A 25,804-nucleotide genomic window follows, 5' to 3' on the forward strand; every position below is an offset into this window, starting at 1 on the left:
CTTCATCGCATGAAAACAGAACGCCACAGAACCCCAAAACTGGCTTTACTGCTCGGCATTATCGCGCTCGCGGTCATCGGCATGTTTTTGGTTCCCGCCGTCCCGCAAGACCCGGCCTATCACGAGTTCGCCGACCGCAGCCGGTGGTTCGGCATGCCGCATTTCTGGAATGTCGCGACCAATCTCCTCTTCCTCCTGGTCGGTCTGGCTGCGCTTCGGGAACTCGTCCGGGGAGTGCCGGATCGAACGCTCCCGGAGCTCCGGGCAAGCTATTTCGCCTTCTTCATCGGTATCGCACTGATCGGCCCCGGCTCGGCGTATTACCATCTCGATCCAAACAATACGACACTGGTCTGGGACCGTCTGCCCATGACCGTCGCCTTCATGGCTTTCGTCTCCATCATCGTCGGCGAATATATTTCCCGCCAGGCGGGGCAAAAACTGTTATGGCCGCTGATTCTCGTCGGTATTGCCTCCATCATCTATTGGCACGTGACCGAACAATCCGGACAAGGGGACCTACGCCCTTACGGCCTCGTCCAATTTCTACCCATGCTGCTGATTCCGCTGATACTGCTGTTGTTCTCGCCTTCGTTCACGGGAAGCGGGTATATCTGGGCATTGCTCGGGTTCTATTTGGTCGCCAAACTGGCGGAGCTGCTGGATGAGACGATCTTTCAGGTGATGTACCCGATCAGCGGGCATGCGCTCAAACATGTTTTGGCGGCGATAGGGGCTTATTGTTTCTTGCTGGGGCTGAGAAAAAGAAAGCCGATCCGACACGAATGAGCTTTGGCGGAGCAATCCGCCGCCCCCCCGGCAGGGTAAACCGGTTACTCGCGGATAAACGTCAATCGTGTTTCCGCCCGCCCCCCATTCGCGCCGCCATCAAAACTCCATGACGACCTTTGCGATCAGGAAATATAAGACCAAGCCGAGAGTATCGACCAGCGTCGTCACAACAGGAGCGCTCACTACCGCCGGATCGATACCGAACCGTCGCGCCAACAGCGGCATTCCGGCACCTACCAGAGTTGCGAGGACACAGATGGCGATCAGGGTCAGGGAAACTGTCGTAGCCAGCCCCGATTCGAACAGCAGCAACACGGGCACATAGGCGAGCAAAGCCACGGCAGTGCCGAGCAGAATGCCGATCCGAGTCTCGCGGAATACCACGCGCCCGACTCCCACCCCGTTGACATCGCCTGTAGCCATGGCACGGATCACGGTAGTCGCCGATTGGGCTCCACAATTGCCCCCAATACCGACGAGAAGGGGTATGAACACCGAGAGACTGATCGTCTGCTCCAGCAGTGATTCGAAAGCGGTGATTACGTTGACCGTCAGGGCGCCGGCCAAGGCAAGCAGCAACAGCCAGACAAAGCGGGCGCGGGCCAGATCCAACAAGGTGATCGAAAAATAGGGACGATCCACCGGCTCGCTACCACCGGCCCGAGCAAAGTCCTCCTCCTGTTCGAGCTGAACGACGTCCATGGCGTCATCCACCGTAATCAAGCCGAGCAAATGCCGAGCATCGTCGACTACCGGCAGCGCCAACAGATCCGCCGCCTGAATCAGACTGGCCACCTGCTCCTGGTCTGTCTCAGGCGCTACCGTGGGTACCGGCGCCAGCATGACGTCCTCCACCTGCTGGCCCGGGTCGGCCAGCACCAGAGCACTAAGCATTGCCAATCCCACCAGCCGCTCGCCGCTGTCGAGGACCGGCAGCACGTTCACGGTACTGACCGCACGGCCCTCGCGGTGGATTAAGGTCAACGCGTCCCGTACCGAAAACTCCGGCCGAAGCGGCAAATACTCCGGATTCATGATGCGGCCCGCGCTCTCCACGGGGAAGGCGAGCAATTTGTGAGTCAGGCGCCTTTCGCGGGGACTGAGGCGGGCCAGCAGAGCCTGGCCTACCGGCTCAGGCAAGGTATCCAGCAGGCGGACTCGGTCATCCGGATCGAGATCCTCGAGCAATCGATTGACTTGATGATCGCGCAGAAACGCCAGCACCTCCTTCTGCAGCGGCGCTTCGAACTGTTCAAAAACAGCCCGCGCCACTTCCGGCGGATAATGCGACAGTGCCTCCGCCCGCTGCGGCGGTTCCAGCCGCCGTAACGCCTTGACAGCATCGAGCGTGTATTTCGGCATTTCACCGCCTTGATGACTCATCACGTCCTAGATTGTTGGATGCCGAAGGAATTTCAGCTCGACCATGTGCCAAACTCGGGATTCTCGTGTGTCACGCTGTCCTTTGCAGGCTATTCCATGCGCCTACTTCTTTGGACAACCGGCATGGCCGGTATCGTTCAGAGCTCTTCCGTAATATGGTATTTATCTTTTTCGAGTTCGAAAGAATAAGGTTTCGCTATTAAGGTGTCGCTGCCGCGACAGATTGATTTGACTGTGGGTGCTCGGACCCACGGCCGAGGTCCTTTCTTTTGCGCCGCCAAAAGAAAGGACCCAAAGAAAAAGCGGCCCGACGACTTGCCGCTTCGCGGTGCCCTGCGCGTCGCAGGCCCGGTCGGGGCTCGGCAGAAGGGATTTCCTATCCCTCTGCCGAGTGGACGCATCCCTGCGTCCACCCTTCGGGCCATTCCCGCCCGCGTCTGCGATGCTCGGCTACGTCGACGGGATACAAATCGTGTATGTCGCACGCCGATAATGTGTGCAGTCAGACAGTATCAGAGCACTATTGGGTAATACTTATACCGAATTGTGCCTCGTGCAAGCACGCACTCATAGATATAATTGGTATAAATATTTCATTTCCTTTCTCCATTTCTGGAAAAAGTAATCCCCCGCGGAATCATAGACTGCCGGTATCCAGTGGAGACACGAGCTGGAACATGCATATATTGCTTCTCTCTAGATCGCGCTTCTTCTCCATACAACTCGATCCCATTTGCTTCAGCCTGCATTCTCACGTAACCGCGTAGCATTTTTTCGCGATATGAATACAAGCCAGGCCGATTTCCGGAAATTAAAACTGAACCGCAAGAAGCATTTTTCAGATTTCTAATTCTGGCACTGTATTTACCGTTATCAAGCCGCAGCTTATCGGTGTACTGATCCATTATTTTGCCGTAAGAAGAATACATATCTTTTAAATAACGGAGCAACATATCCGAATCCGCTGTTGACCAGAGAACTTCCTCATAATCACCTGATGGTTGATTTACCGCTAACTCATATGGACGTTTTAGCTCTGCGGAAATACTATGTATTGCGTCCCTAATTGCAGGAAGATAATGCTCCCACGTTACTTTTTCAACTTCTTTTGCCTCATCATAAACCCGCCATAGCATTTTCTCCGTTATTAGATGTACATAATAAGGGTATCCGTCACTCACTTGTGCAATACGAATGTAAACATCTCTGTCCACATCGATACCAAATGTTCGTGCTGCATGGAGCACAATTTCCCATCGAGCCTCCCAAGGCAATTTAGGGAGTTCAATCGTCTGTAACTGTCGATAGGCAGACTGATGTGCGCCAAGCAATTCTTCTAGAGTTTTTCCGACACCCGTAAAAATAAATTTGAGCGGTATTTTTTTGTCACCAAGTTGTTTAATTAAATCTGCAAAAAGGTTTCTCTCTTCTGCAGAGCTAATCCGATCAAATTCATCCAATACAACAATTGGTTTTTCAGAGTGAAGGTACGAGACCTCTCTAAGTAACTCTACGGCCTCAGGCAATGTTCGAATCTGCTCACGAATATTCAAGCGTGTTTCATTTTGATTCTTTTCGATCTTAAAGAAACGCAGATCAATTGATTTCTTGACTTGTCTTGTTATCGAACGGAAACGACTTATATTTGCGGCCTGCATTGCGATATCGGCGACAACTGAGAGTAAAGTCGCATCGGGAGAGCACGAAACATCGATATAATCAGCCTCTGGGCTTTGATATTGATTTGCAGCTATCGCCGCAAGAGAAGACTTTCCGACCCCTCGATCTCCATAAATGAATATGTGTCTACCTGGAGCATATAAAGCCTTATCGATTTGATCAAGCTCTTCTCCGCGCCCAAAGAGATGTTCAATACTCTGAATCGGCTGAGATGGAAACACCACTGTATTTAACTTTTCTCCAAACTCATGACGATTAAACGTGGAAATCGACATATTTATTGCCTTCGATATTGAGTTCAGAAATGGCAAATGTGGAATTCATTTACTTGGGAAAACTGATCTTGAAATTCCCTTCCCCGTTTGCCGCGCCGAGCACCGGAGCTTTCGGCGGGAATAGCCCGGGAGGGGCGCGGAAAGGATTCCGCGCGTTGCCGGAGGGCCATGGATGGCCCTTCCGGCAACCCCCGACGAAAGCGAGGAGCGGAGGAGACAAGCGGCAATCGGGTGTCCTTTCTTTTGGCTCCTTTTCTTTGGACAAGCAAAGAAAAGTGCCTCGGCCGTGGGTCCGAGCACCCACAGTCAAATGAACCCTCGCGAAGCGAAACCTTTTATTCGGTGGGTTACGGCCAAAGGCCTAACCCACCCTACCATACCCTCACCCTAACCCCCTCCCAGAGGGAGAGGGAACTGAAAGGTCCCACAGTAGAGAGGAAGTAAATTACTGACACGCCTCACATTCCGGATCATCAATCGAACACATCTTCACCCCCGAAGCCGCCGCCTCGGCATAGGCGGCTTCCGCCGGGTGGTGCTTCGTTCCGGGAATCGCATCGTCGATGGGGTCGGTCTTCACGGCGTTGAGCTTGCCGTCGAAGGCGGTGCTCTTCTCCACGTGGGTGGCGCCCATGGTGCGGAGGTAGTAGGTGGTCTTGAGGCCGCGAATCCAGGCCAGTTTGTACAGGTTGTCGAGCTTCTTGCCGGAGGGCTCGGCCATGTACAGGTTGAGGGATTGCGCCTGGTCGATCCATTTTTGCCGGCGCGAGGCGGCTTCGACCAGCCAGCGCGGATCGACTTCGAAGGCGGTGGCGTAGATCTGTTTGAGCTGGTCCGGTATGCGCTCGATCTTTTGCAGGCTGCCGTCGTAGTACTTGAGGTCATTGATCATGACCGCATCCCACAGGTCGAGCTTCTTGAGATCGTTCACCAGATACGGATTGACCACGGTGAACTCGCCGGAAAGGTTCGATTTGACGAACAGGTTCTGATAGGTCGGCTCGATCGACTGCGACACGCCGCAGATGTTGGAGATGGTCGCCGTCGGGGCGATGGCCATGGTGTTGCTGTTGCGCATGCCGACCGCTTTCACCCGCTCGCGGAGCGCGTCCCAGTCCAGCGTAAAGCTGCGGTCTTGTTGCAGATAACCGCCCCTGCCCTGTTCGACCAGAGCCATGGAATCGTAGGGCAGGATGCCCTGGCTCCACAGCGAGCCTTCGAAGCTGGAATATCGACCGCGCTCTTCGGCGAGATCGGTGGACGCCTTGATGGCGTAGTAGCTCACCAGTTCCATGCTCCGGTCGGCGAAGCTTACGGCTTCGTCTGACGCATAGGGGATACGCAGCTTGTACAGCGTCTCCTGGAAGCCCATGATGCCCAGCCCCACCGGCCGATGGCGCAGGTTCGAGCGGCGCGCCTGGGGAACGCTGTAGTAGTTGATGTCGATGACGTTGTCCAGCATGCGCATGGCGGTGGAGATCGTTTTCTCCAGCTTCTGCGCGTCGAGAACGCCGTCCTCGGTGACGTGATTCGACAGGTTCACGCTGCCCAGGTTGCACACGGCGATTTCGTTGTCGTTGGTGTGCAGGGTGATCTCGGTGCAGAGATTGGAGCTGTGAACCACGCCCATGTGCCGGTTGGTATAGCGCAGGTTGCACGGATCCTTGAAGGCGACCCAGGGATGTCCCGTTTCAAACAGCATGGACAGCATCTTGCGCCAAAGCTGCGTCGCCGGAAGCCGCTTGTACAGCGTGATTTCGCCGCGGTCCACCTTGGCTTCGTACTCCAAATAGCGCTTCTCGAAGGCTTCGCCGGTGAGGTCGTGCAGATCCGGCGTGTCGCTGGGAGTGAACAGCGTCCAGTCGCCCTCTTCCGCCACCCGCTTCATGAACAGATCGGGCACCCAGTTGGCGGTGTTCATGTCGTGGGTACGGCGGCGATCGTCGCCGGTGTTCTTGCGGAGTTCCAGGAACTCCTCGATATCCAGGTGCCAGGTTTCCAGATAGGCGCACATGGCGCCCTTGCGCTTTCCGCCCTGATTGACGGCGACGGCCGTGTCGTTGGCCACCTTGAGGAAAGGAACGACGCCCTGGGATTTGCCGTTGGTGCCTTTGATATGGGACCCCATGGCGCGAACCCGGGTCCAGTCGTTCCCCAGGCCGCCGGCATATTTCGACAGAAGGGCGTCGTCCTTGATGGCACCGAAGATGCCGTCCAGATCATCCGGCACGGTGGTGAGATAGCACGAGGAGAGCTGCGGGCGCAGTGTGCCGGAGTTGAACAAGGTGGGCGTGGAACTCATGAAATCGAAGCTGGAAAGCAGGTTGTAGAACTCGATGGCTTTCGCTTCACGATCGATTTCGCTGATGGCGAGCCCCATCGCGACGCGCATGAAGAACGCCTGGGGCAGCTCGAAACGGACGCCTTTGGCGTGAATGAAGTAACGATCGTACAGCGTTTGCAGGCCCAGATACGTGAACTGAAGATCGCGTTCGGGTTTGAGCGCCGCGCCGAGGCGCTGTAAGTCGAATCGGGTCAGCTCGGGCGACAAGAGCTCGAGTTCGGCGCCGCGCTTCACGTAATCCGCGAAATATTCCGCGTAGCGGTCCGCCATTTCGTCTTGAGTGGCTTCGAAAAAGCCGTGGCCGAGGAAACTCAGCGCCTCGCTGCGCAGGCTGTCCAGCAGCAACCGGGCGGCCACGTAAGAGTAATTCGGCTCCTGTTCGATCCGGGCGCGCGCCGCCATCATGAGCGCCGGGGCCACGTCTTTCTCGGGCACGCCATCGAACAGGTTGCGCTGCGTTTCTTCGAGAATCCAGGCTCCATCCACGTCGGCGAGATCGCGGCAGGCCTCTTCGACGATCTTTTGCAGGCGCGCCATGTCCAATGGCTTTTGGCTGCCGTCGGGCAGGGTCACGTGAATGACCGGCGCTTGGGCTTCTTCTTGCTCCGCGGCTTTCTGCGCCCGAAGCCGCGCCCTGTCCTCGCGATACAACACGTAAGCGCGGGCGATCTTGTGATGCCCCCCACGCATCAAGCCCAGTTCGACCTGATCCTGAATGTCTTCGATATGAATGGTGCCGCCGGAAGGATTCCGCCGGAACAGGGCATTGACCACCTGGCCGGTCAGCTCCTCGACGGTCTCGTGGATGCGGCGGCTAGCGGCGGCGGTATTACCTTCGACGGCCAAAAATGCTTTGGTAATGGCGACGCTGATCTTGCCGGCGTCGAAAATAGTCACCTTGCCGTTGCGCCGGATGACGCGCATCTCGCCGGGAGCGGTTGCGCGCAGATCGGCGGAAACAGTTGGCAGATCCAAGGGAATCGCGGTCGGCTGATTGGTACGGGCTGCGGATTCGGTTTCCATAGATGCGTGTCCTCCGAGGATGGCTGTATGTATTACGACATACACTATAGAATGTGGTCCGCCATATCGTCAAGCACAACATCCTGTGGTTTACTCTGTTGAGGGCCTGTGGATAAATTGTGCAAGAAAAGCGTTAAAATGCATTGAAATCAAGATACTTGGCGCACGTCCATTATTCGTCCAACGGGTTTGTTGTACTATTTGTCCGCCAATACACAACAACAATTCATAACAAGGGCAACTTCTCACCATGCAAAGCGTGCGGGAATGGTTGAGTGACTGGGTCAAGCGAGTGCTGCCGAACTCGCAGGCCGTCTCTTTCGCAATTCTTTTGATCGTCGGTTTCGTGCTGGTGATCAGTTTGGGGCAGATGCTCATGCCGGTATTCGCGGCAGGCGTCATTGCCTATCTGCTGGAAGGCCTAGTCGCGATCGGCGTGCGGAAAAAGCTGCCCCGCCTTGCCGCAGTCATCATCGTCTACGTACTTTTCCTCGCTTTTCTATTGTTTTTGTTCGTCGCACTCCTGCCGCTCCTTTATCAGCAAACCGTGCAACTCATAGAGCAGCTGCCGGCTTGGATGAACCGCGGACAAATGCTGGTGATGCAGCTGCCGCAGCAGTATCCGAACTTCATTACCGAGGAACAGATCTACGAATTGACCGGCGTGGTACGGAGAGAACTCCTCGCCTGGGGCCAATCCATGCTGACTTATTCGTACGCGTCCTTGGTCAGCGCCATCACTTTGATCGTCTATCTGATCCTGGTGCCGTTGCTGGTGTTTTTCTTCCTTAAAGACAAGGACTACATCCTCGGTTGGTTTAGCCAATACATGCCCCGCGACCGCAATCTTTCTACCCGTGTGTGGCGCGAGGTAGACATGCAAATCGGAAATTACGTACGCGGAAAGTTCTTCGAGGTCACGGTGCTGCTCGCCGTCAGCTATGCGGTGTTCTCGCTGATGGGGCTCAATTACTCGCTGCTGCTCGCGGTGCTGATGGGGCTCTCGGTGATCATTCCCTACGTCGGCGCGACATTGGTAACGTTTCCGGTGATGATCGTGGCTTTCTTCCAGTGGGGACTCACCGACGATTTTTGGTATTTGCTGCTGGCTTACGGCATCATTCAGGCCCTGGACGGGGTCGTATTAGTACCGCTGCTGTTTTCCGAAGTGGTCAACCTGCACCCGGTGGCCATCATCGTCGCCATCTTGTTTTTCGGCGGGTTCTGGGGATTCTGGGGCGTGTTTTTCGCCATTCCCTTGGCGACATTGGTCAAGGCGGTACTGGCGGCTTGGCCGCGATTGGGGGAAGAGGAAATTCCGCCGGAAGACGCCGCCCCGGCTCAGTTGGTAAAACCACCCAAAACCATACCCTTGAGCCGGGAGCAGGTTTAAACCCGCATTTCTCACCCTCCTTCGTAGCGACGGCGTCGAAACGCCGCTGTGGCGCGCCGCACGGACTGAGCGACGGCGGAGGCGTAGCCGACACTACGTCGAGCCGCCGTGCCAAGGCTATAGGATGTGCCGACCAAGGAAGGGTTGCGACTAAAGCAACCGTTTGCGATTGGGTGCATCGCTCGCGAACGATGCCTGTCCTGAGCCCAGTCGAAGGGCGGTTCGTTCTTCACAGCATCCTACGGCCTCTGTTTGCAATTGGGACGGCGTCCGTAGTAGGAAGGGTCGCTTCGGCGCTCCCGAAGCGACCGTTTGCGATTGGAAGGGGCCGACTAAAGGCCCGTTTGCGATTGGAAGGTCGCGACTAAAGCGACGTTTGCGATTGGAGGAGAGTGAGAAATGCGGGTTAATCTACGATTTTCTCGACTTGGCCACCAAATAGACTTCGGGGCTTCGATCCCGCGAAGCTTTGGGTTTTCGCACCGACACCTTGCCGAACATCTGGCGGGATTTCCGCACGAAGTCGTCGAAGTCGGGTCCTTGGAACAGCTTGGCCACGAAGCTCCCGCCGGGCTTGAGGAGCTGTTCGGCGGTATCGAGAGCCAATTCGGCGAGATACATCGCTCTTGCCTGATCCACAACGCGCGCGCCGCTCATGTTGGGCGCCATATCGGATAAAATCAGGTCGACCGGCCGGCCCTCCAGTTTCGCCTGCAACTGCTCCAATACGGATTCTTCCCGAAAATCGCCCTGAATTGCGGTCACACCCGGAATCGCTTCCATCGGCAGAAGATCAAGCGCTATAATTTCGCCGCTTTTTCCGATCCGCTCAGCTGCGTACTGGGACCAACCGCCCGGCGCGGCTCCCAAGTCCAGCACCACCATGCCCGGCTTGAACAAGTGCTCCCGCTCGTCCAATTCTTTCAGCTTAAACACCGCCCGTGAGCGGTAGCCAAGCGCTTGGGCTTGTTTTACATATTCGTCGGAAAAGTGTTCGGCCAGCCAACGACGGCTGCTTCGACTACGCGGCATAATCTAATGTACGGCCAAATTGAATCCCAGTTCCCGAGGAAATCCGAGTTGAAATCTGATTATAAGAAATTCTTGCGTGCCAAGGCCCATTCCCTGAAACCCGTCGTCATCACCGGCCAGGCGGGAATCACACCCGCCGTATTGAACGAGATCGGTTTAGCCTTGGACCATCATGAATTGATCAAGGTGCGGGTGAACGCCGCCGACCGAGAAGAACGCCGCGAGATGACCGCCCAGATCTGCGGAGAACTGGGCGCCGAATTGATTCAATCGATCGGCCATATCATCACGCTTTATCGGCAAAATCCTGACAAGAAATAATTAAATATATTTGACCGAGCAAACTTCGAATTCCCTTACGCCACCCGGCGCCTGTACCGTCGCGACATCGCCCTCCCGCTTGCCGATCAGCGCCCGGGCGATGGGCGAGGTGATGGAGATCAGTCCTTCCTTGATATTGGCTTCATCCTCGCCGACGATTTGGTAAGTCACCGAATCGCCGCTGCCCATGTCTTCAAGCTCGACCGTGGCCCCAAAAACCACCTTGCCCCCGGCATTGAGCGTCGTCACATCGATGATTTGAGCGTGCGCCAACTTGGCCTCGATTTCCTTGATCCGGCCTTCGGTAAATCCCTGTTGCTCGCGCGCCGCGTGATATTCCGCGTTTTCCTTCAAATCGCCGTGCGACCGAGCCTCGGCGATGGCTTCGATAATCCTCGGGCGCATGACTGTCTTAAGGTGGTTAAGCTCTTCGCGCAGCTTTTCTGCCCCACGGGCGGTCAGTGGAACTTTATTCATAGTTGCGTTTCCTCAAAAGTCACACTTTGCAGAATTCCTGGTGCAAATCCTGTAGGCGATTGACATCGCCGGCATCCAGTTCGCTAAGGGCGGAACAGGTGGCACGGGCACCGGAAATAGTAGTCGTGTAGGTAATCTGCTGTTGCAGTGCCTGGCGCCGAATGGTGAATGAATCGGCAATGGCTTTCTTGCCTTCGGTCGTGTTGATGATGAACTGGAGTTCGTCGTTCTTGATCATATCCACGATATGCGGACGCCCCTCGTAAACCTTGTTCACGGTGATGCAAGGTATGCCGGCGTCTTCGAGCACTCTCGCCGATCCGCGCGTGGCCACTAATCGGAAACCTTTGGCCAGAAGATCTCGGGCTATCGGGATGACCTTGGACTTGTCGCTCTCCCTCACACTGATCAGCACATTGCCGCTGTGGGCCAGTTTTACGCTGGCGGCGCGCTGCGCTTTGGCGTAAGCCTCGCCGAACGTGACTCCCACGCCCATCACTTCGCCGGTGGACTTCATTTCCGGGCCGAGCAGCGGGTCCACGCCGGGGAATTTGATGAAGGGAAACACCGCCTCTTTGACCGAGTAATACTCGGGGATGCGTTCCTCAAAGATGCCTTGTTCGTCCAGACTTTTTCCCACCATACAGCGGGCCGCGATCTTGGCCAGCGGATAGCCGGTGGCCTTGGATACGAACGGAACGGTGCGCGAAGCGCGCGGATTGACTTCCAGAATGAAAATTTCTTCGCCCTTGATGGCGAACTGGGTGTTCATGAGCCCCACAACGCCCAGGGCCTCGGCAAGCTGACGAACCTGTTCGCGCACCCGAGTCTGAAGCTCGGGGCTCAAATCATACGGCGGAATCGAGCACGCCGAATCGCCGGAATGCACGCCCGCCTGCTCGATGTGCTGCATCAGTCCGCCGATCAGGACTCGTTTTCCGTCGCATATCGCGTCGACGTCCATTTCGATGGCATCGTCCAGGAACCGGTCCAACAGCACCGGCGACTCGTTGGAAACGCTCACCGCCTCGCGCATGTAGCGCCCCAGGTCCTCGTCGTTGAACACGATTTCCATGGCCCGCCCGCCTAATACATAAGACGGCCGCACCACCAGCGGATAGCCGATTTCGTTCGCGCAGCGCATGGCTTCGTCCAGGGAACGCGCGGTACGGTTGGGCGGCTGTTTGAGATTTAGGCGATCGACCAGCTTTTGGAAACGCTCCCGGTCCTCCGCCAGATCGATGGAATCGGGCGAGGTGCCGATAATGGGCGCATCGGCCGCCTCCAGCGCCCGCGCCAGCTTCAGCGGCGTCTGGCCACCGTACTGGACGATGACCCCGGCTGGTTTTTCCAGATCAATGATCTCCAGCACGTCTTCCAGCGTGAGCGGTTCGAAATAGAGCCGGTCGGACGTGTCGAAGTCGGTGGAGACCGTTTCCGGGTTGCAGTTGATCATGATGGTTTCGTAACCATCTTCACGCAGCGCCATCGCGGCGTGCACGCAGCAGTAGTCGAATTCGATGCCCTGGCCGATTCGATTGGGTCCGCCGCCCAAAACGATGATTTTCTTCCGCTCGGTAGGATTCGCCTCGCATTCTTCCTCATAAGTGGAATAAAGGTAGGCCGTTGCCGTGGCGAACTCCGCCGCACAAGAGTCGATGCGCTTGTAAACCGGACGGATGCCATGCTTGTGGCGCACGGCCCGGACTTCCGACTCGGCGCTGCCCAACAGCGCCGCGAGACGCGAATCGGCGAACCCTTTGCGTTTTAAAGCGAACAGTTCTTCCGAAGACAGCGTGGCCAAGGTGCGCTTCGCCAGTCCCATTTCTTCCTGCACCAACTCCTCGATCTGGGCCAGGAACCACGGGTCGACGCGGCAATGGGCATGCACCTCGTCCAACATCCATCCCGCCCGGAAAGCGTCGGCGATATAGAAGATGCGCTCGGGTCCGGGATGGCGAAGCTCCCGAAGAAGAATATTGCCGGCATCCTCGGCGGAAACGTCGAGCTTTCCGACCAGACCGTCCACGCCGGTTTCCAGGCTGCGCAGGGCTTTTTGCAGAGACTCCTGGAAGGTGCGGCCTATGGCCATGGCCTCGCCGACCGACTTCATTTGGGTCGTCAGCCGATCGTCCGCCTGCGGAAACTTTTCGAACGCGAACCGGGGCACCTTGGTGACCACGTAATCGATGGTCGGCTCGAACGAGGCCGGCGTCGCGCCTCCGGTGATCTCGTTCCTGAGTTCGTCCAGCGTATAGCCGACCGCCAGTTTGGCGGCAACCTTGGCGATCGGGAATCCGGTCGCCTTGGACGCCAGGGCCGAGGAACGGCTCACGCGGGGATTCATCTCGATGACGATCATACGCCCGTCCTTGGGGTTAATCGCGAACTGTACATTGGAACCGCCGGTGTCGACCCCGATCTCGCGCAGCACCGCGATGGAGGCGTCGCGCATGATCTGGTATTCCTTGTCCGTCAGGGTCTGCGCCGGGGCGACGGTGATGGAGTCGCCGGTATGGACTCCCATGGGATCCAGATTCTCGATGGAGCAGATGATGATGCAGTTGTCCTTGCGGTCGCGCACCACTTCCATCTCGAACTCTTTCCAGCCCAGCACCGATTCCTCGATGAGAAGCTCGTGGGTGGGCGAAAGTTCCAGGCCGCGTTCGCAAATTTCGACGAATTCCTGTCGGTTGTAGGCGATGCCGCCGCCCGAACCGCCCAGCGTGAATGAAGGACGGATGATGGCCGGAAAGCCGATTTCGTCCAGACAGGCGAGCGCTTCTTCCAGGCTGTGGGCAACGCCGGAACGGGCCGAGCCCAGACCGATCTTGGTCATGGCCTGCTTGAATTTTTCCCGGTCTTCGGCCTTGTCGATGGCTTCCTTGGAGGCTCCGATCATCTGTACGCCGAATTTCTCCAGCACCCCGTTACGGTCCAGATCGAGCGCGCAATTCAGCGCGGTCTGTCCGCCCATGGTCGGCAACAGCGCGTCCGGCCGCTCCTTCTCGATGATTTTGGCGACGGTCTGCCAGTCTATAGGCTCGATGTAGGTGGCATCGGCCATCTCCGGATCGGTCATGATGGTGGCCGGGTTGGAGTTGACCAGGATCACCCGGTAGCGCTCTTCCTTTAGTGCCTTGCACGCCTGTGCGCCGGAATAGTCGAACTCGCAGGCCTGCCCGATGACGATGGGACCGGCGCCGAGTAAAAGGATGGACTGAATGTCGGTTCTTTTAGGCATGAAGCGTTGTATCGTTGATCTATGTCTGAGCGAAAACCGTTCCGGACTGTGCGAATAAACTCAACCTGCGGGTACCGTGCGTGCGGACCGGCCGTCCTGGCGACAGGCCATGCTTTCGATAAAGCGGTCGAACAACGGCGTCAGGTCGTGCGGTCCGGGACTGGCCTCGGGATGGCCTTGAAAACTGAAGGCCGGGCGATCGGTCAGCTCGATGCCCTGCAGGCTGCCGTCGAAGAGCGAGCGGTAGATCGGTCGTACGTTTCGCGGCAGGCTGCCTTCGTCCACAGCAAAGCCGTGATTTTGGCTCGTGATCAATACGCGACCGGTATCCAGTTCCTGAACGGGGTGGTTGGCGCCGTGGTGACCGAACTTCATCTTCATCGTCCTCGCGCCGCTTGCCAAAGCTAACAACTGATGGCCGAGACATATACCGAATACCGGAATTTGGATGTCCAGAAACTCCCGGATTGCTTGGATGGCGTAATCGCAGGGCTCGGGATCGCCCGGTCCGTTCGATAAGAAGATTCCGTCCGGGTTCAATGCCAGAACCTCACGGGCCGATGCCGTGGCCGGAACTACCGTCAAGCGGCAACCCCTGTCGGCGAGAAGGCGAAGAATATTGCGTTTGACGCCGAAATCATATGCGACCACATGGAAGCGATTCTGATCGAGTTCGCCGTATCCCTGCCCGAGCTGCCAGGACGTTTCCAACCACGCATAGCTTTGTCGTGCGGTGACCTCCTTGGCCAGGTCCATGCCTTGCAGCCCCGGAAATTCCCGCGCTTTGGCGACGGCATAATCCGGGTCGATCTCTTTGCCGGCGATAAGGCAACCGCGCTGGGCTCCCTTGTCGCGAAGAGTGCGGGTCAGTTTCCGGGTGTCGATTCCGGCAATGCCAACCACCCTATTTTCTTTCAGATACTCCGGGAGCCCCTTGTCGGCCCGCCAATTGCTCAAGCGCGTCGGCACGTCGCGAACAACCAGTCCGCTGGCGTAGACGCCCCCCGACTCCACGTCTTCACGGTTGATGCCGACGTTACCGATGTGCGGATACGTGAGCGTTACGATTTGGCGGGCATAGGACGGGTCCGTCAGGATTTCCTGGTAGCCGGTTATGGACGTGTTGAAAACCACTTCACCGACGGAACAATCTTCTGCTCCGATGGATATACCCCGAAAAACGGTGCCGTCTTCCAAGGCCAGCAATGCGAGCGTGTTCAATTTGTGTCACCTTAGACATGCAAAACGGGAGGGACCATATGGTCCGTCCCGTTGCTGTTATTCGTGGATATCGCTAATTTAACGGGGATTTTACGAAAAATGGGCATCTGCTGTCTATGAGGGTCAGTCAACCGTCCGGTCGACGCCCCGCCCTTCGGAGTCTTCACAATCGGCTGTGGGTTCCGTCGCACATGGGTTGCTTATCGGTATGCTTGCAGCCGCAGAGCCAGACTTTCTTTGCCTCGGCAAGTTCGAAAACTACTGGCGAAAACTCCGTTCCCTTATGGGAACCATCGCAAAACGGTTGCTTGGCGGATCGCCCGCAGGCACACCACCAGTATTTACCCGGCGCTAGATCCATGGCGTACGGGGCCTTCTGAGGGATGGTCGGTTCGGACATGGCTATCTCCTGTTCTCGTTCTAAGGGCAAAGAAGGTGACATAAATAGGCCTGATCTGTCATCAGTCTGGATAATCCATGATCAGTTTTCGAGCGGCCGGAGTTCGCCGTACGTGCGCCCCATCGTCCCGAGTTTCGGAGATACGACTCGGAACGACTAATCGCGGTTCCGCACAGAGCCACGCCGAATCATATTCTTAGCCCCAGAGGATTATCGGGATCGATATGGTCCATAAACGGTTTACGGCGGTCCTGATCGGTGACTTGGTAAATACACCCCAACCAATTGTTGAACACCGCTTTCGCAGTATCCCGCCAAGTGTTGTCCAAATGCCGGATCACCTCCTCTTCGGGAAACTCCGGAGGCGTTTTGCCAAGGCGCCGGGCGCTTCGGAGATGTTGACCGTATTCGTTAAGTACACCGCCCACGTCCAAATTGAAATAATGTTCCGGAAACGGCGGATAATCCTCGCGTTCTCCGTGGTAGTGGCGCATCACTTCGCGCTTGTACTCCTTCAGCAGGCTGATCGTGTCGTACTCCGGATGCCCTTGGAAATAGACTACGCGGAACAGGTCCGGGCTCACCGCGAGATGGACGCCCGCCTCCTCGCTTTCAACCAGAACTTTAAGCCCGGCAGCTTCCATATCTTCCCGAAAAATTTCATTGTAACGGGAGTGAGGCACGTCGAAACGGGTATTGATGTCGGCAACCAAAGGATGGCGCCGCTCGACCACTCGGTGGGAATAGACTCCCCAACGCTTGAAGCCCAAATGAGTGCGCTCTACGCCGTGGCAATACTGAAACAGCGCATGGGTCGCAAGACACGAACATAAAATGGACGTGACGTTCTGCTTCGCCCAGTCGAACACTTCGGTCAACGGTTGCCAGAACGCCTCCTCAGGAAGATGCGGATGAGTGACGTTCGCGCCGCTCACGATCAGCCCGTCGAGCCCATCGCGCTTGATTTGCCCGAAGGTCTCGTAATAGCGGTCGATATGGTTTTGCGCCTGTTCGCTCCGCTGTATGCCTTCGATCGTGAACGGATGCATGTGAAACTGCACGATCGGATTGGCGGCCCCAACCAGGCGAAAAAATTGCCGCTCGGTCGCCTCCAGAGCCGAATCCGGCATCATATTGAGAAGCCCGATATGCATTTCTCGGATGTCCTGATGGCGAGCGCGCTCGACCGAGAGGATTTCCTGCCCCTCCTCCCTCAAGCGCCTGAACGTGGGCAATTCGGTGTGCGCTACCAAAGACATGTCTTCAAGCTCTCCGAAACTGAATTAACGCGATCAGCGCGCCAAGGCGTCCATGATGAGACGAATGAAATCGTCCTCACCTCGAACGTTCGCAATCTCATTGGCATCGACGGTGTAGCCGTATTCGTCGGCGATGGCCTGGTAATTGGGCAAGCGCGCGCGGAACAGCCGGGGAAACACCCAGGAAACGAATTCGTCCGGCGGGATATCCTCGATGGCCGAATAGGCTTTTTCCGCCATGAATTCGGCGAGTTGCCGGTCCAGAAACTCTTCCCGATAGTACAGCGGCTTGGGATCGCGTTGAGCGCGCTCGATTAGAAGATGCTCCAATTCCGGAGTGGTCTTGATATACAGAATAATCGTGTGCTCGGCGAGAATCCTGATGGTTTCCGGATCTTCCAGTTCGCAGACGCTGCCGCCCGCGTCATTGATGAAATGCTTGTAGCCGTAGATAGAGTCGACCTTTTCGATAAATTCCGGCACGTCGCGCATGGCGGCGATTTCGGCCTGCCGGTGCAGGGCCTGACGACGCTTGAACTCGGCCGGAGTGAGTCCGCCCTTCGCCGGATCGCCGATTTTCCCGAGGAACGTCGAAACCGGCGCCAAGTTGTCTACGGTGATGTTGCTGCGGATATAAATCGAATCGGAACGCAGCAAATCGCGCAAGAACGGCACGTCCATGGCTTGCCGCTTGATATTGTCGAGAATCGGCTCGTCCAGATACCGGGTGCCGATTCGATAGTCGCCGGAGTAATGGAACCACGTCTTCTTGGGCAAACTATTGGCCAGCGTCGTTTTGCCGACGCCGGACATGCCCAGCAGCGTGATGCGTTTGGTCTCCCAGTCCAAGAACGCCTTGGGGCTCATTCTCATGGTATGTTCCGTGTCAGTGTGTAATGAGCGGTTACTCGCCCCGGTTGATCATGTGAGTCGCAGTCTGCGCGAATGCCCGGGCCAGAGACTCGCGCAAAGCGGGGTCCAGGGGCATATCGTCGAGAGCCTTATACATACAAAGCAGCCATTGATCCCGTTCCTTCGTGCCGATAGAAAACGGAAAATGCCGCATCCGAAGGCGCGGATGCCCGAACTCCTCCTGAAAAAGATCGGGACCTCCCAGCCAACCGGACAGAAACTTGAACAGCTTGTCTTTCGAACCGGCCAAATCCGCAGGATGCATCGCTCGAATATCGAGAGCTTCCGGCATTACATCCATGTACCCGTAAAATCTTTCCACCAGTTCCCGAACGGCGCTCTCGCCGCCGACGAGTTGGTACGGGGTCATTACGTCGGGGGGATTCATCATAATTCCGATACGTCAAAAATCGCGCGAATTTTAACAGGTTCGGTTCCTGAGCGGTTTAACTCGATCGGGCGGTCTCCCCAATTTGAGATGATATGTTTAATATAAAACACCGCGAGCGAATCAACCGCGCTAGCGATACACGCTGGTTATCCGCTTGATGACTTGACGCAAGGCCATCGCCTCGCGATTATGGGCGCTCATGCGATGGAATACGCGGCTTGAGCAACTATTAGCATCCGCCTCCGACTTGTTACCAATCGTCAAAAACTGCAAACGGTTTATCCCGGCTGATTATCCGTCCAATCGAACTCGTGACCACAACACCTTCGCTCGACCTTAAGACGAAACTGCAAGTTACCTGTCAAAATTGCAGTTTGACTTCATTGTGCATTCCTCGGGGATTAGCCCAGGAGGATATCGAACGCATCAGCCGCATCGTCGCTCGTAAGAAAACCTTACAACGAGGCGAGCATCTCTTCCGCGAGGGCGACAAGTTCCGCGGGGTCATCGCGATCAAGGGAGGAACGGCCAAGACCGTCATTTACGACGCGCAAGGCTACGAATACATCACCGGCTTGCTGTTACCGGGGGAACTATTAGGTTTCGACGCACTGGCCACGAATCACCACAAGTGCTCTGCAATCGCGCTCGAAACCTTGAGCTACTGCGAACTTCCCGCCAATCAACTCGACCAATTGTGCCACGAAGTACCGAATTTGCTGCGGGAACTTTTCCGCCATGCCAGCGCCAAGCTGGACGAGGAAACGGATCAAGTAATTGTCAACAAGCGCGCGGCAGAAGACCGGGTTGCCATGTTTATCCTGAATCTGTCCGACCGCCTTCGAAAACGCGGCTTTTCGCCGGTGGACTTCAATCTCACCCTTACTCGTCAGGAAATAGGCAATTTTTTGGGATTAGCACTCGAGACGGTCAGCCGTACCTTGCGGAATCTAGAAGATGCCGGGCTGATTACGGTCCGCCATAAACATATCCGTATACTGGATCTAGAGGCATTGAGAGCCACATATACCCACCGCTGATTCAGCCTAACCGCATTTTCAACAAGCCCGAATAATTCGGATCTTCGCGGGACGGCAATGTCCCTAGCGTCACGGGATACCGGCCGGCAACCCATAGAGAAATATCGCCTCACAAGACCTAAACGAAAAAAGGCGCGCAGAGCTGAACTCGGCGCGCCTTTAAATAGAGACTGAAAAAGGATAATTATTTCTTCTCAGACTCTTTGAATTTCGTTAGAAGACCTTTCGCAGGCTTCGCTTCTTTAACGGTATCGGCAACCTGAAGGTATTTTTCTACCGTAGCGTCCAGATCAGCCGGTTGGCCCACTACCATCACGGCGCCCATGCGAGCACCCCAGTGCGGCGGACATTTGAAGACGTACAGACCCTCTTTCTCGACGGCATAGTCGTAATCGGCGCCCATAGCGGACAGCATTTTCGGAGCCCCTTCCGGCCACATGCCTTCTACGCTCTCCACGAAATGGGTCGCCATATTGCGGAACGAAATAACATCGCCAACTTTAGCGTGAATAAACTCGGGCGCGAATTTCACACCTTGGCCTTTTACTTCGATCGTCTCCGCGTTAACGGCGGCCGATGCCAGCATCGCCACACCCGCCACAGCAAGCATCGCTTTCTTAGCAAAAATCATTACATAACCTCCAACACTACTGTTTTTCGTTCTCACGGATACCAGGCAAATCGGACAACAAACCCTGTTTTGCCAAAGCCGTTTTCCTGAACTGATCCGATATATCACCGTACACCGCGGCGCAGGATGATACACCAATTTGGCTTAATTAGCTATGAATGATATTTAAGCCTGCGCATCGAAAACCGTATTTCCACGGCTCATCAGCCGAACTGTCCGGAATTTCCCTCAGAAGAGTCGTCGCCGTACAGATCGCTCATTTTATAAAAGCCATGAATATGCCGAATCATCACCATGATTACCGAAGCAACGGGCAATGCGAGCAACACCCCTAGGAAACCAAACAGCTGACCGCCTGCCAGAACAGCAAAAATGACCGCGACGGGATGCAGTCCGATCTTATTTCCTATCAGCCACGGGGTTAACCAAACGCCCTCAAGCATTTGGCCTACGCCGAATACAGCCAAAACCGGGACGATCGACCACAAATCTCCGAATTGTGCTAACGCCGCTATCGATGCAGCCACCACGCCGGAGATGGAACCCGCATACGGTATGAAACTGATCAGCCCGGAAAACATGCCGATAAGAAGCGCCAAGTCCAATCCGGCCAGCCATAATCCGATACTGTAAATCGTGCCCAGAGCGGCCATGACCGCAAACTGACCTCGAAACACGGCACTCAACACTTCATCCGATTCTTCCGCCAGTATGACGACAACCGGCGCCCAGCGACGGGGCAAGAGATCGTGGACACGGGCGACTATGTCATCCCAGTCCCTCAGCAGATAAAAGATGACCACCGGAATCAGCACCAGATTCATCAGCCACGAGATGACTACGGCGCCGGAATGCGACAAAGAGGACAGCACAGTGGTCGCCACCCCTCCCGCCTGCTGCCAATGCCCGCTCAAAACCCCGGCCACCTGTTCCAGATCGACAAACTTGATGCGGACTCCTAAATGTTTTTGCACCCAAGGGACAACGGACGTTTTAAACCAGCGGGTGTATGCGGGGAGATTATCGATGAACCGGCTGATCTGCTCCTCTAACATTGGGATGATCAGCAGAAGCACTAGACCGATAACTAAAACAATGACTGCAAACACGACGATGACGGCATTTTGACGTTTTAGTCCGAGCGCTTCCAAACGGTCGGCAAGGGGATCGCTCAGGTAGGCTATCAGCGCGCCGGCCACAAAAGGCGTCAAAATGGGCATCAATAAATAAATCAGCCAGCCGACTGCGAGAATGCCGGCTACTGCCATGCATTTGTTCAAATTAGCCATCCCCGCCCTGTTAACGTTTCACGAATATGACAAGCACCGGCGTCGACTCACCTAGACGAACGCCCCGAAACGCATTCTATGCGTTTACGTTTGAGCGCCTGACAGGCCGCGGTTGCGTCCTCCTTCGTCATTCCGTTGAAAATGGCCAGATAGAGCTTTTTTCTGCCCTGTGAGCGCGCGGTCACCGTTGCACGTGCATGACGAAGCGGATATGGAGCGAGCTTCAAAGCCTTCGACAGCCGCTGTTCCGCCGGCTTTTCGGCGGAAAATGTGCCCACACGAATGTGCCAGGCCTGCTTTCCACGATTGGTGCCCGATTTCTCGCGTCCATCTCCTTCATCGGCGGAGCGCCTGTTGCCTCCCGCTAACTTGACGTTTTTCTTTCCGCCCGACTTCTCGACCGACCGTTCAGGCAATTTTGGACGCGAGAGTAAAGCAGGCGGTTCCGGTTGGTCAAAGGAGGCCGTACGCACCTCGTATTCCAATCCGTTGAGCTGCGCAAAGCCGTAGTCGAGTATATCCTGCATATGGGCATCCCTCGCCGAAGCGCTGGTTCCGCCAAAAACCACCCCTATCAGCCGTTGACCGCCTCGCCGCGCCGATGCAACGAGGTTAAAACCGGACGCATTGACGAACCCGGTCTTGATCCCGTCCGTTCCCGGATAGTTTTTCAGGAGATGGTTGTGATTATGAAAGCTACGGCCCTCGAACTGGAACTGGGTCGTAGAGAAGTAGGGATAGTACTGGGGAAAATGTTTGTACAGGGACTTCCCGAGCCGGAACTGGTCCCAAGCCGTCGTGACTTGATTGGGATCGGGCAAGCCGGACGCATTCCGGTAGACGGTGCGCTCCATGCCCAGCTCGCGAGCTTTCTCGGTCATCAGCTGCGCGAATGCGGACTCGGAACCGGCCATTCCTTCGGCGATCACCGCCGCCGCGTCATTTGCGGACCGGGTTACCAAAGCCAATATGCCTTGCTCGACCGTGATCGTATCGCCTGATTTCAACCCCAATCGCGACGGGGGACGAAGAACCGCAAACCGGGACGCCCGAAATAGGGTATCGGAAGAAAGGCGTCCGTTAGCCAAAGCTTCGAAGACCAGATAAAGCGTCATCATCTTGGTGAGCGATGCCGGATGCCTCAACTCGTCGGCATTCCGCTCGAACAGTGGACGCTCGGATTCGACTTCCACCACCAGCGCCGCATAAGGACCGGCCTCCGCTCGATGAGCGAAGGAAAAGCCAGTCGCCAAGACCAATAAAGCCAAGACCAAGAGGTGATTGTGCTCAATCCAATGCATCGTTATCGTCAAATTCTTCTGAATGCGTGATTTTTGCCAAATCTGCAAGGGGCAGCCGGAAATTCACTCCTGAGGCAACCCGCTGGGCAGGAGAGGCCAGATCCAAAAATTCAGTCTCAGCGCTGCTTCAATACGCGCTGCTTCTCGCGCTGCCAGTCCCTTTCCTTTTCGGCGGCACGCTTATCGTGCTGCTTCTTACCTCTCGCTAAACCGATTTCCAGCTTGGCACGTCCGCTTTTCCAATACAGCGCGAGCGGAATTAAAGTATAACCTTTGCGTTCCACATGACCGATGAGCTTGCTCAATTCTCGACGATGCAGGAGCAGCTTCCGGGTTCGGATGGGATCGGGTGTGACATGGGTGGAGGCAGAAGCCAGCGGAGAAATATGTGCTCCGAGCAGCCAGGCTTCGCCGTTTTTCAGCGTGACATAACTCTCCTTCAGCTGTGCTCTTCCCGCACGCAAGCTTTTCACCTCCCACCCTTGCAGGGCTAGTCCCGCCTCGTAGCGCTCCTCGATGAAATACTCGTGCGTGGCTTGCCGGTTGAGAGCGATGGTGCCACTTCCGGCTGTATCCTTGTTTTTCTTTGCGGCCATGTACTTAAAACTAAATTGCCTGACTCGATGGAAAAATCTTGTTATTTTACCCCAACCTCGGGTTGCCCGGACCTTCGATTGGCTCAGCATAATAATTCGGAGAACACATGACCGATCAACGTTTTCTGCACAACCAATGGTCATCGCGCTTGGCGTTCGTTCTGGCTGCAAGCGGTTCGGCCATAGGCCTCGGGAATATCTGGAAGTTTCCCTATCTGGCCGGCGAAAACGGAGGCGGAGCGTTCGTCGCGGTTTACCTCTTATGCGTCGCTGCCATCGGTATTCCGATCATGATCGCAGAGACCATGCTGGGGCGCCGCGGTCGGCAAAATCCCATCAATACCATGTTGTCGCTGGCACAGGAAGCGAAAGCCGGTCCTGCCTGGCACTATGCCGGTTGGCTCGGCGTGTTGTCGGGCTTCCTGATTCTGTCCTATTACTCGGTCATCGCCGGCTGGTCGATGGTCTACATCTTGAAGATGAACAGCGGCTACATGAGCCATATCAGCGCCGAAACCGCCGCACGGGTATTCGACGACCTCAAAAGCGCTCCGGAAATTCAGTTTATCTGGCACACTGTCTTCATGGCCGCCACGATGCTCATCGTCAGCCGCGGCGTCAGCGGCGGACTGGAGCGAGCGACGCGCTTCATGATGCCGGGCTTGTTCATCATGCTCATACTCCTGGACGGTTATGCGATGAGTTCCGACGGATTCGGCCAGGGAATGTCGTTCCTGTTCAAGCCGGATTTCAGCCGCATCAACGGCGAGAGCGTGCTGGTCGCGATGGGGCAGGCCTTTTTCTCTCTCGGATTGGGCATGGGCGCAATCATGATCTACGGCTCATATCTCCCTGATCATGTTTCGATTTCGCGGTCTACCATTTTTGTCGCCTCCGCGGACACCCTAGTGGCTTTATTGGCGGGTGTTGCCATTTTTCCAATCGTATTCGCCAACCACTTGGAGCCGACCATGGGCCCCGGCCTGATTTTTCAGACGCTGCCCATCGCCTTCGGTCAAATGCCCGGCGGTTCACTGTTCGGGGTGTTGTTTTTCGTTCTCGTATTTTTTGCGGCGATTACTTCCGCGATTGCCTTGATCGAACCCGCCGTGGCCTGGCTGTCCGAAAACCAGGCGATGAGCCGCGAGAAGGCCTGTCTTTGGAGCGGACTAGGCTGCTGGCTACTTGGGCTCGGAACCGTATTTTCGTTCAATCTATGGTCCGGAAATACCTGGTTCGGCAAGAATTTCTTCGAGCTCGTGGATTTTCTCACGGCCAATATCATGTTGCCCCTTGGCGGCATCTTGGTTGCCTTATTTGCCGGCTGGATCATGAGGCGCGAGACCTCGGAAACGGAGCTCGAAATGGGGTCGGCTTATAACTATTGGCGTTTTACTATTCGCTACGTTTCTCCCTTGGCTGTCGCCCTCGTCACCCTTAGCGCCGTCGGCGTGATTTGATTCGGTAAAGATCGGACAAGCAGCAAAAGAAATGAAAGTCGAAGTCGCTTACGCGAAACCGGATGTACAGGTCATTCTCACCGTGAACGTACCGGAAAATGCGACAGCGGAAACCGCCATCGCCGCATCAGGTATCCTGGACCGTTTCCCGGAGATCGACCTGACAAAGGACAAGATTGGAATTTTCAGCAAGGTCTGCTCCATCGACCAACCGATAAAGCCGGGCGACCGAGTGGAGATTTATCGCCCCTTGATCGCCGACCCCAAAGAAGCTCGGCGCGCGCGGGCAGCGAAGAAGTAGAACCGCGGACCGAGACTCCTCGCACTCTACTAATCGCCTTTTCGGAACAAACCCGTGATCTTTTCCCACAAGCTTTTCTCGCGCTCGATCTTCGGGATATCGATCGTCACATCCTTGCCGGGTTCAATCTCGGGAAGGTTGCCCGGTCGGAAGTCACCCTGAAGCCCGATCAATTCATCCTTGTCGAAAACCAGGGTAATCCGCTTCTGCATCCGTTGCTTGCCACCGGGCTCGTTGGAATAGATATAGTCCCAGCGATCGTCGTGGAAAGGATCGACGACCAGTGGCGTACCCATGATGAATGCCACTTGCCGCTTGGCCATACCGGGCCGAAGTTGATCCACCATTTGCTGAGAAACGATATTGCCCTGATGGATGTCGAGCCGGTACACCCCAGGTAGGGACTCTTTAAGCTTTTCGGTGGAACAGCCGGCTAAAAACAGAGTCAGGCAGTAGGTTATTACGATGAAACGCTTCGGCATGTTATGATTGCGGAGAATCGGACCCAACGTCCAATCATACTCGATCGACAGAGTTAAAACACTGCGTAGGTTGCCGCTTTGGAAAGTCAAGACATACGAAACGCCGGGCTTAAAGTGACTCTCCCGCGCGTCAAGATTCTAGAGATGCTGGAGAACCGTAGCGGATCGGATCGACACCTGACAGCGGAAGAAGTCTACAAGTCGCTGCTCAGCGAGGGTGAAGAAATTGGCTTGGCCACAGTTTACCGAGTCCTGACCCAATTCGAGGCGGCGGGCTTGGTCAAACGCCATCATTTCGAAGGCGGAAACTCGATCTTCGAGCTAAACCGCGGCGAGCATCACGATCACATCGTATGCGTCAAGTGCGGCCGAGTCGAAGAATTCAGCGACGAGTTCATCGAGCGCCGCCAAAACGAAATAGCAAACGAGAAGCATTTTAAGCTGACGGATCATTCGCTCTGTCTCTACGGCATCTGCATGGATTGCCAAAAGGGCCAATCGCCTCTCTGATTCCCGACAACCTTCTTTTTCCCCATGAAGCTCACTTTTTGCGGAGC

General features: G+C 55.9%; 23 protein-coding genes. 7 read left to right on the forward strand and 16 right to left on the reverse strand.

Going from position 1 to position 25,804, the window contains the following annotated elements:
- Positions 1–9 precede the first annotated feature (9 nt).
- Positions 10–789 carry a ceramidase domain-containing protein gene (locus tag B2A78_RS10085; protein ID WP_077729866.1) on the forward strand — a complete coding sequence of 260 codons (780 nt, stop codon included), beginning with the start codon at positions 10–12 and terminating at the stop codon, positions 787–789.
- Between the two features lie 99 nt (positions 790–888).
- Here the strand turns inward: B2A78_RS10085 and mgtE are convergent, their stop codons facing one another.
- The 3 genes from mgtE to B2A78_RS10105 all read right to left on the reverse strand — a co-directional run bounded on the left by mgtE (position 889) and on the right by B2A78_RS10105 (position 7,497).
- Positions 889–2,175, reverse strand: a complete 1,287-nt coding sequence (gene mgtE / locus B2A78_RS10090; protein ID WP_077729867.1) for a magnesium transporter — start codon at positions 2,173–2,175, stop codon at positions 889–891.
- A gap of 593 nt (positions 2,176–2,768) precedes the next feature.
- Positions 2,769–4,130 carry an ATP-binding protein gene (locus B2A78_RS10095; RefSeq protein WP_077729868.1) on the reverse strand — a complete coding sequence of 454 codons (1,362 nt, stop codon included), beginning with the start codon at positions 4,128–4,130 and terminating at the stop codon, positions 2,769–2,771.
- Positions 4,131–4,575: 445 nt separating this feature from the next.
- The gene (locus B2A78_RS10105) at positions 4,576–7,497 is read right to left on the reverse strand and encodes a ribonucleoside-diphosphate reductase subunit alpha (RefSeq protein WP_077729869.1); all 2,922 of its coding nucleotides are present in this window, start codon (positions 7,495–7,497) and stop codon (positions 4,576–4,578) included.
- Between the two features lie 250 nt (positions 7,498–7,747).
- Between B2A78_RS10105 and B2A78_RS10110 the strand changes: the two genes are divergently transcribed.
- Positions 7,748–8,890: an AI-2E family transporter gene (locus B2A78_RS10110; RefSeq protein ID WP_077729870.1), complete on the forward strand. Its 1,143-nt coding sequence runs from the start codon at positions 7,748–7,750 to the stop codon at positions 8,888–8,890.
- A gap of 411 nt (positions 8,891–9,301) precedes the next feature.
- Here B2A78_RS10110 and rlmE read toward each other — a convergent pair whose 3' ends face one another.
- The gene (gene rlmE, locus B2A78_RS10115; protein WP_240502477.1) at positions 9,302–9,925 is read right to left on the reverse strand and encodes a 23S rRNA (uridine(2552)-2'-O)-methyltransferase RlmE; all 624 of its coding nucleotides are present in this window, start codon (positions 9,923–9,925) and stop codon (positions 9,302–9,304) included.
- 45 nt (positions 9,926–9,970) lie between these two features.
- On the opposite strand from rlmE, the gene yhbY reads away from it, so the two are divergent.
- The gene (gene yhbY, locus B2A78_RS10120; RefSeq protein ID WP_240502471.1) at positions 9,971–10,243 is read left to right on the forward strand and encodes a ribosome assembly RNA-binding protein YhbY; all 273 of its coding nucleotides are present in this window, start codon (positions 9,971–9,973) and stop codon (positions 10,241–10,243) included.
- Here the strand turns inward: yhbY and greA are convergent, their stop codons facing one another.
- The 7 genes from greA to B2A78_RS10155 form a co-directional block, all read right to left on the reverse strand.
- Positions 10,244–10,720 (reverse strand): transcription elongation factor GreA, encoded by a 477-nt coding sequence (gene greA / locus B2A78_RS10125; RefSeq protein WP_077729873.1) that lies wholly within the window; start codon positions 10,718–10,720, stop codon positions 10,244–10,246.
- A 19-nt stretch (positions 10,721–10,739) separates the two neighbouring features.
- Entirely contained in the window at positions 10,740–13,964 is a 3,225-nt protein-coding gene (gene carB, locus B2A78_RS10130; protein WP_077729874.1) for a carbamoyl-phosphate synthase large subunit, read from the reverse strand.
- Positions 13,965–14,024: 60 nt separating this feature from the next.
- A complete protein-coding gene (carA, locus tag B2A78_RS10135; RefSeq protein WP_077729875.1) occupies positions 14,025–15,185 on the reverse strand; it encodes a glutamine-hydrolyzing carbamoyl-phosphate synthase small subunit in 1,161 nt (386 codons plus the stop codon).
- A gap of 163 nt (positions 15,186–15,348) precedes the next feature.
- Positions 15,349–15,585, reverse strand: a complete 237-nt coding sequence (locus tag B2A78_RS10140) for a CDGSH iron-sulfur domain-containing protein (RefSeq protein ID WP_077729876.1) — start codon at positions 15,583–15,585, stop codon at positions 15,349–15,351.
- A gap of 188 nt (positions 15,586–15,773) precedes the next feature.
- Positions 15,774–16,844 carry a homoserine O-succinyltransferase gene (locus tag B2A78_RS10145; protein ID WP_077729877.1) on the reverse strand — a complete coding sequence of 357 codons (1,071 nt, stop codon included), beginning with the start codon at positions 16,842–16,844 and terminating at the stop codon, positions 15,774–15,776.
- A gap of 33 nt (positions 16,845–16,877) precedes the next feature.
- Positions 16,878–17,717 (reverse strand): ATPase, encoded by an 840-nt coding sequence (locus B2A78_RS10150; RefSeq protein WP_077729878.1) that lies wholly within the window; start codon positions 17,715–17,717, stop codon positions 16,878–16,880.
- 31 nt (positions 17,718–17,748) lie between these two features.
- Positions 17,749–18,144, reverse strand: coding sequence for a group II truncated hemoglobin (locus tag B2A78_RS10155; protein WP_077729879.1), 396 nt, complete (start codon positions 18,142–18,144; stop codon positions 17,749–17,751).
- 377 nt (positions 18,145–18,521) lie between these two features.
- Between B2A78_RS10155 and B2A78_RS10160 the strand changes: the two genes are divergently transcribed.
- Positions 18,522–19,187, forward strand: a complete 666-nt coding sequence (locus tag B2A78_RS10160; RefSeq protein WP_240502472.1) for a helix-turn-helix domain-containing protein — start codon at positions 18,522–18,524, stop codon at positions 19,185–19,187.
- Between the two features lie 184 nt (positions 19,188–19,371).
- Here B2A78_RS10160 and B2A78_RS10165 read toward each other — a convergent pair whose 3' ends face one another.
- From B2A78_RS10165 to smpB, 4 genes are all read right to left on the reverse strand, one after another.
- Positions 19,372–19,818 (reverse strand): plastocyanin/azurin family copper-binding protein, encoded by a 447-nt coding sequence (locus B2A78_RS10165; RefSeq protein WP_077729881.1) that lies wholly within the window; start codon positions 19,816–19,818, stop codon positions 19,372–19,374.
- Positions 19,819–20,021: 203 nt separating this feature from the next.
- Positions 20,022–21,107 (reverse strand): AI-2E family transporter, encoded by a 1,086-nt coding sequence (locus B2A78_RS10170; protein ID WP_077729882.1) that lies wholly within the window; start codon positions 21,105–21,107, stop codon positions 20,022–20,024.
- A 47-nt stretch (positions 21,108–21,154) separates the two neighbouring features.
- Positions 21,155–22,408, reverse strand: coding sequence for a D-alanyl-D-alanine carboxypeptidase (locus B2A78_RS10175; protein ID WP_077729883.1), 1,254 nt, complete (start codon positions 22,406–22,408; stop codon positions 21,155–21,157).
- Positions 22,409–22,524: 116 nt separating this feature from the next.
- Positions 22,525–23,004: an SsrA-binding protein SmpB gene (smpB, locus tag B2A78_RS10180; protein WP_077729884.1), complete on the reverse strand. Its 480-nt coding sequence runs from the start codon at positions 23,002–23,004 to the stop codon at positions 22,525–22,527.
- Between the two features lie 107 nt (positions 23,005–23,111).
- On the opposite strand from smpB, the gene B2A78_RS10185 reads away from it, so the two are divergent.
- Both B2A78_RS10185 and B2A78_RS10190 read left to right on the forward strand, forming a co-directional pair.
- Positions 23,112–24,464 (forward strand): sodium-dependent transporter, encoded by a 1,353-nt coding sequence (locus tag B2A78_RS10185; protein WP_077729885.1) that lies wholly within the window; start codon positions 23,112–23,114, stop codon positions 24,462–24,464.
- Positions 24,465–24,495: 31 nt separating this feature from the next.
- Positions 24,496–24,765 carry an RnfH family protein gene (locus B2A78_RS10190; protein WP_077729886.1) on the forward strand — a complete coding sequence of 90 codons (270 nt, stop codon included), beginning with the start codon at positions 24,496–24,498 and terminating at the stop codon, positions 24,763–24,765.
- Between the two features lie 29 nt (positions 24,766–24,794).
- Here the strand turns inward: B2A78_RS10190 and bamE are convergent, their stop codons facing one another.
- On the reverse strand, positions 24,795–25,247 hold the full coding sequence (gene bamE / locus B2A78_RS10195) for an outer membrane protein assembly factor BamE (RefSeq protein WP_077729950.1): 453 nt from the start codon (positions 25,245–25,247) through the stop codon (positions 24,795–24,797).
- Between the two features lie 78 nt (positions 25,248–25,325).
- Between bamE and fur the strand changes: the two genes are divergently transcribed.
- Positions 25,326–25,757, forward strand: a complete 432-nt coding sequence (gene fur / locus B2A78_RS10200) for a ferric iron uptake transcriptional regulator (protein ID WP_077729887.1) — start codon at positions 25,326–25,328, stop codon at positions 25,755–25,757.
- The last annotated feature ends 47 nt before the right edge of the window (positions 25,758–25,804 follow it).

This window comes from Methylocaldum sp. 14B (genome assembly GCF_002005105.1).
Taxonomy (GTDB): Bacteria; Pseudomonadota; Gammaproteobacteria; order Methylococcales; family Methylococcaceae; genus Methylocaldum.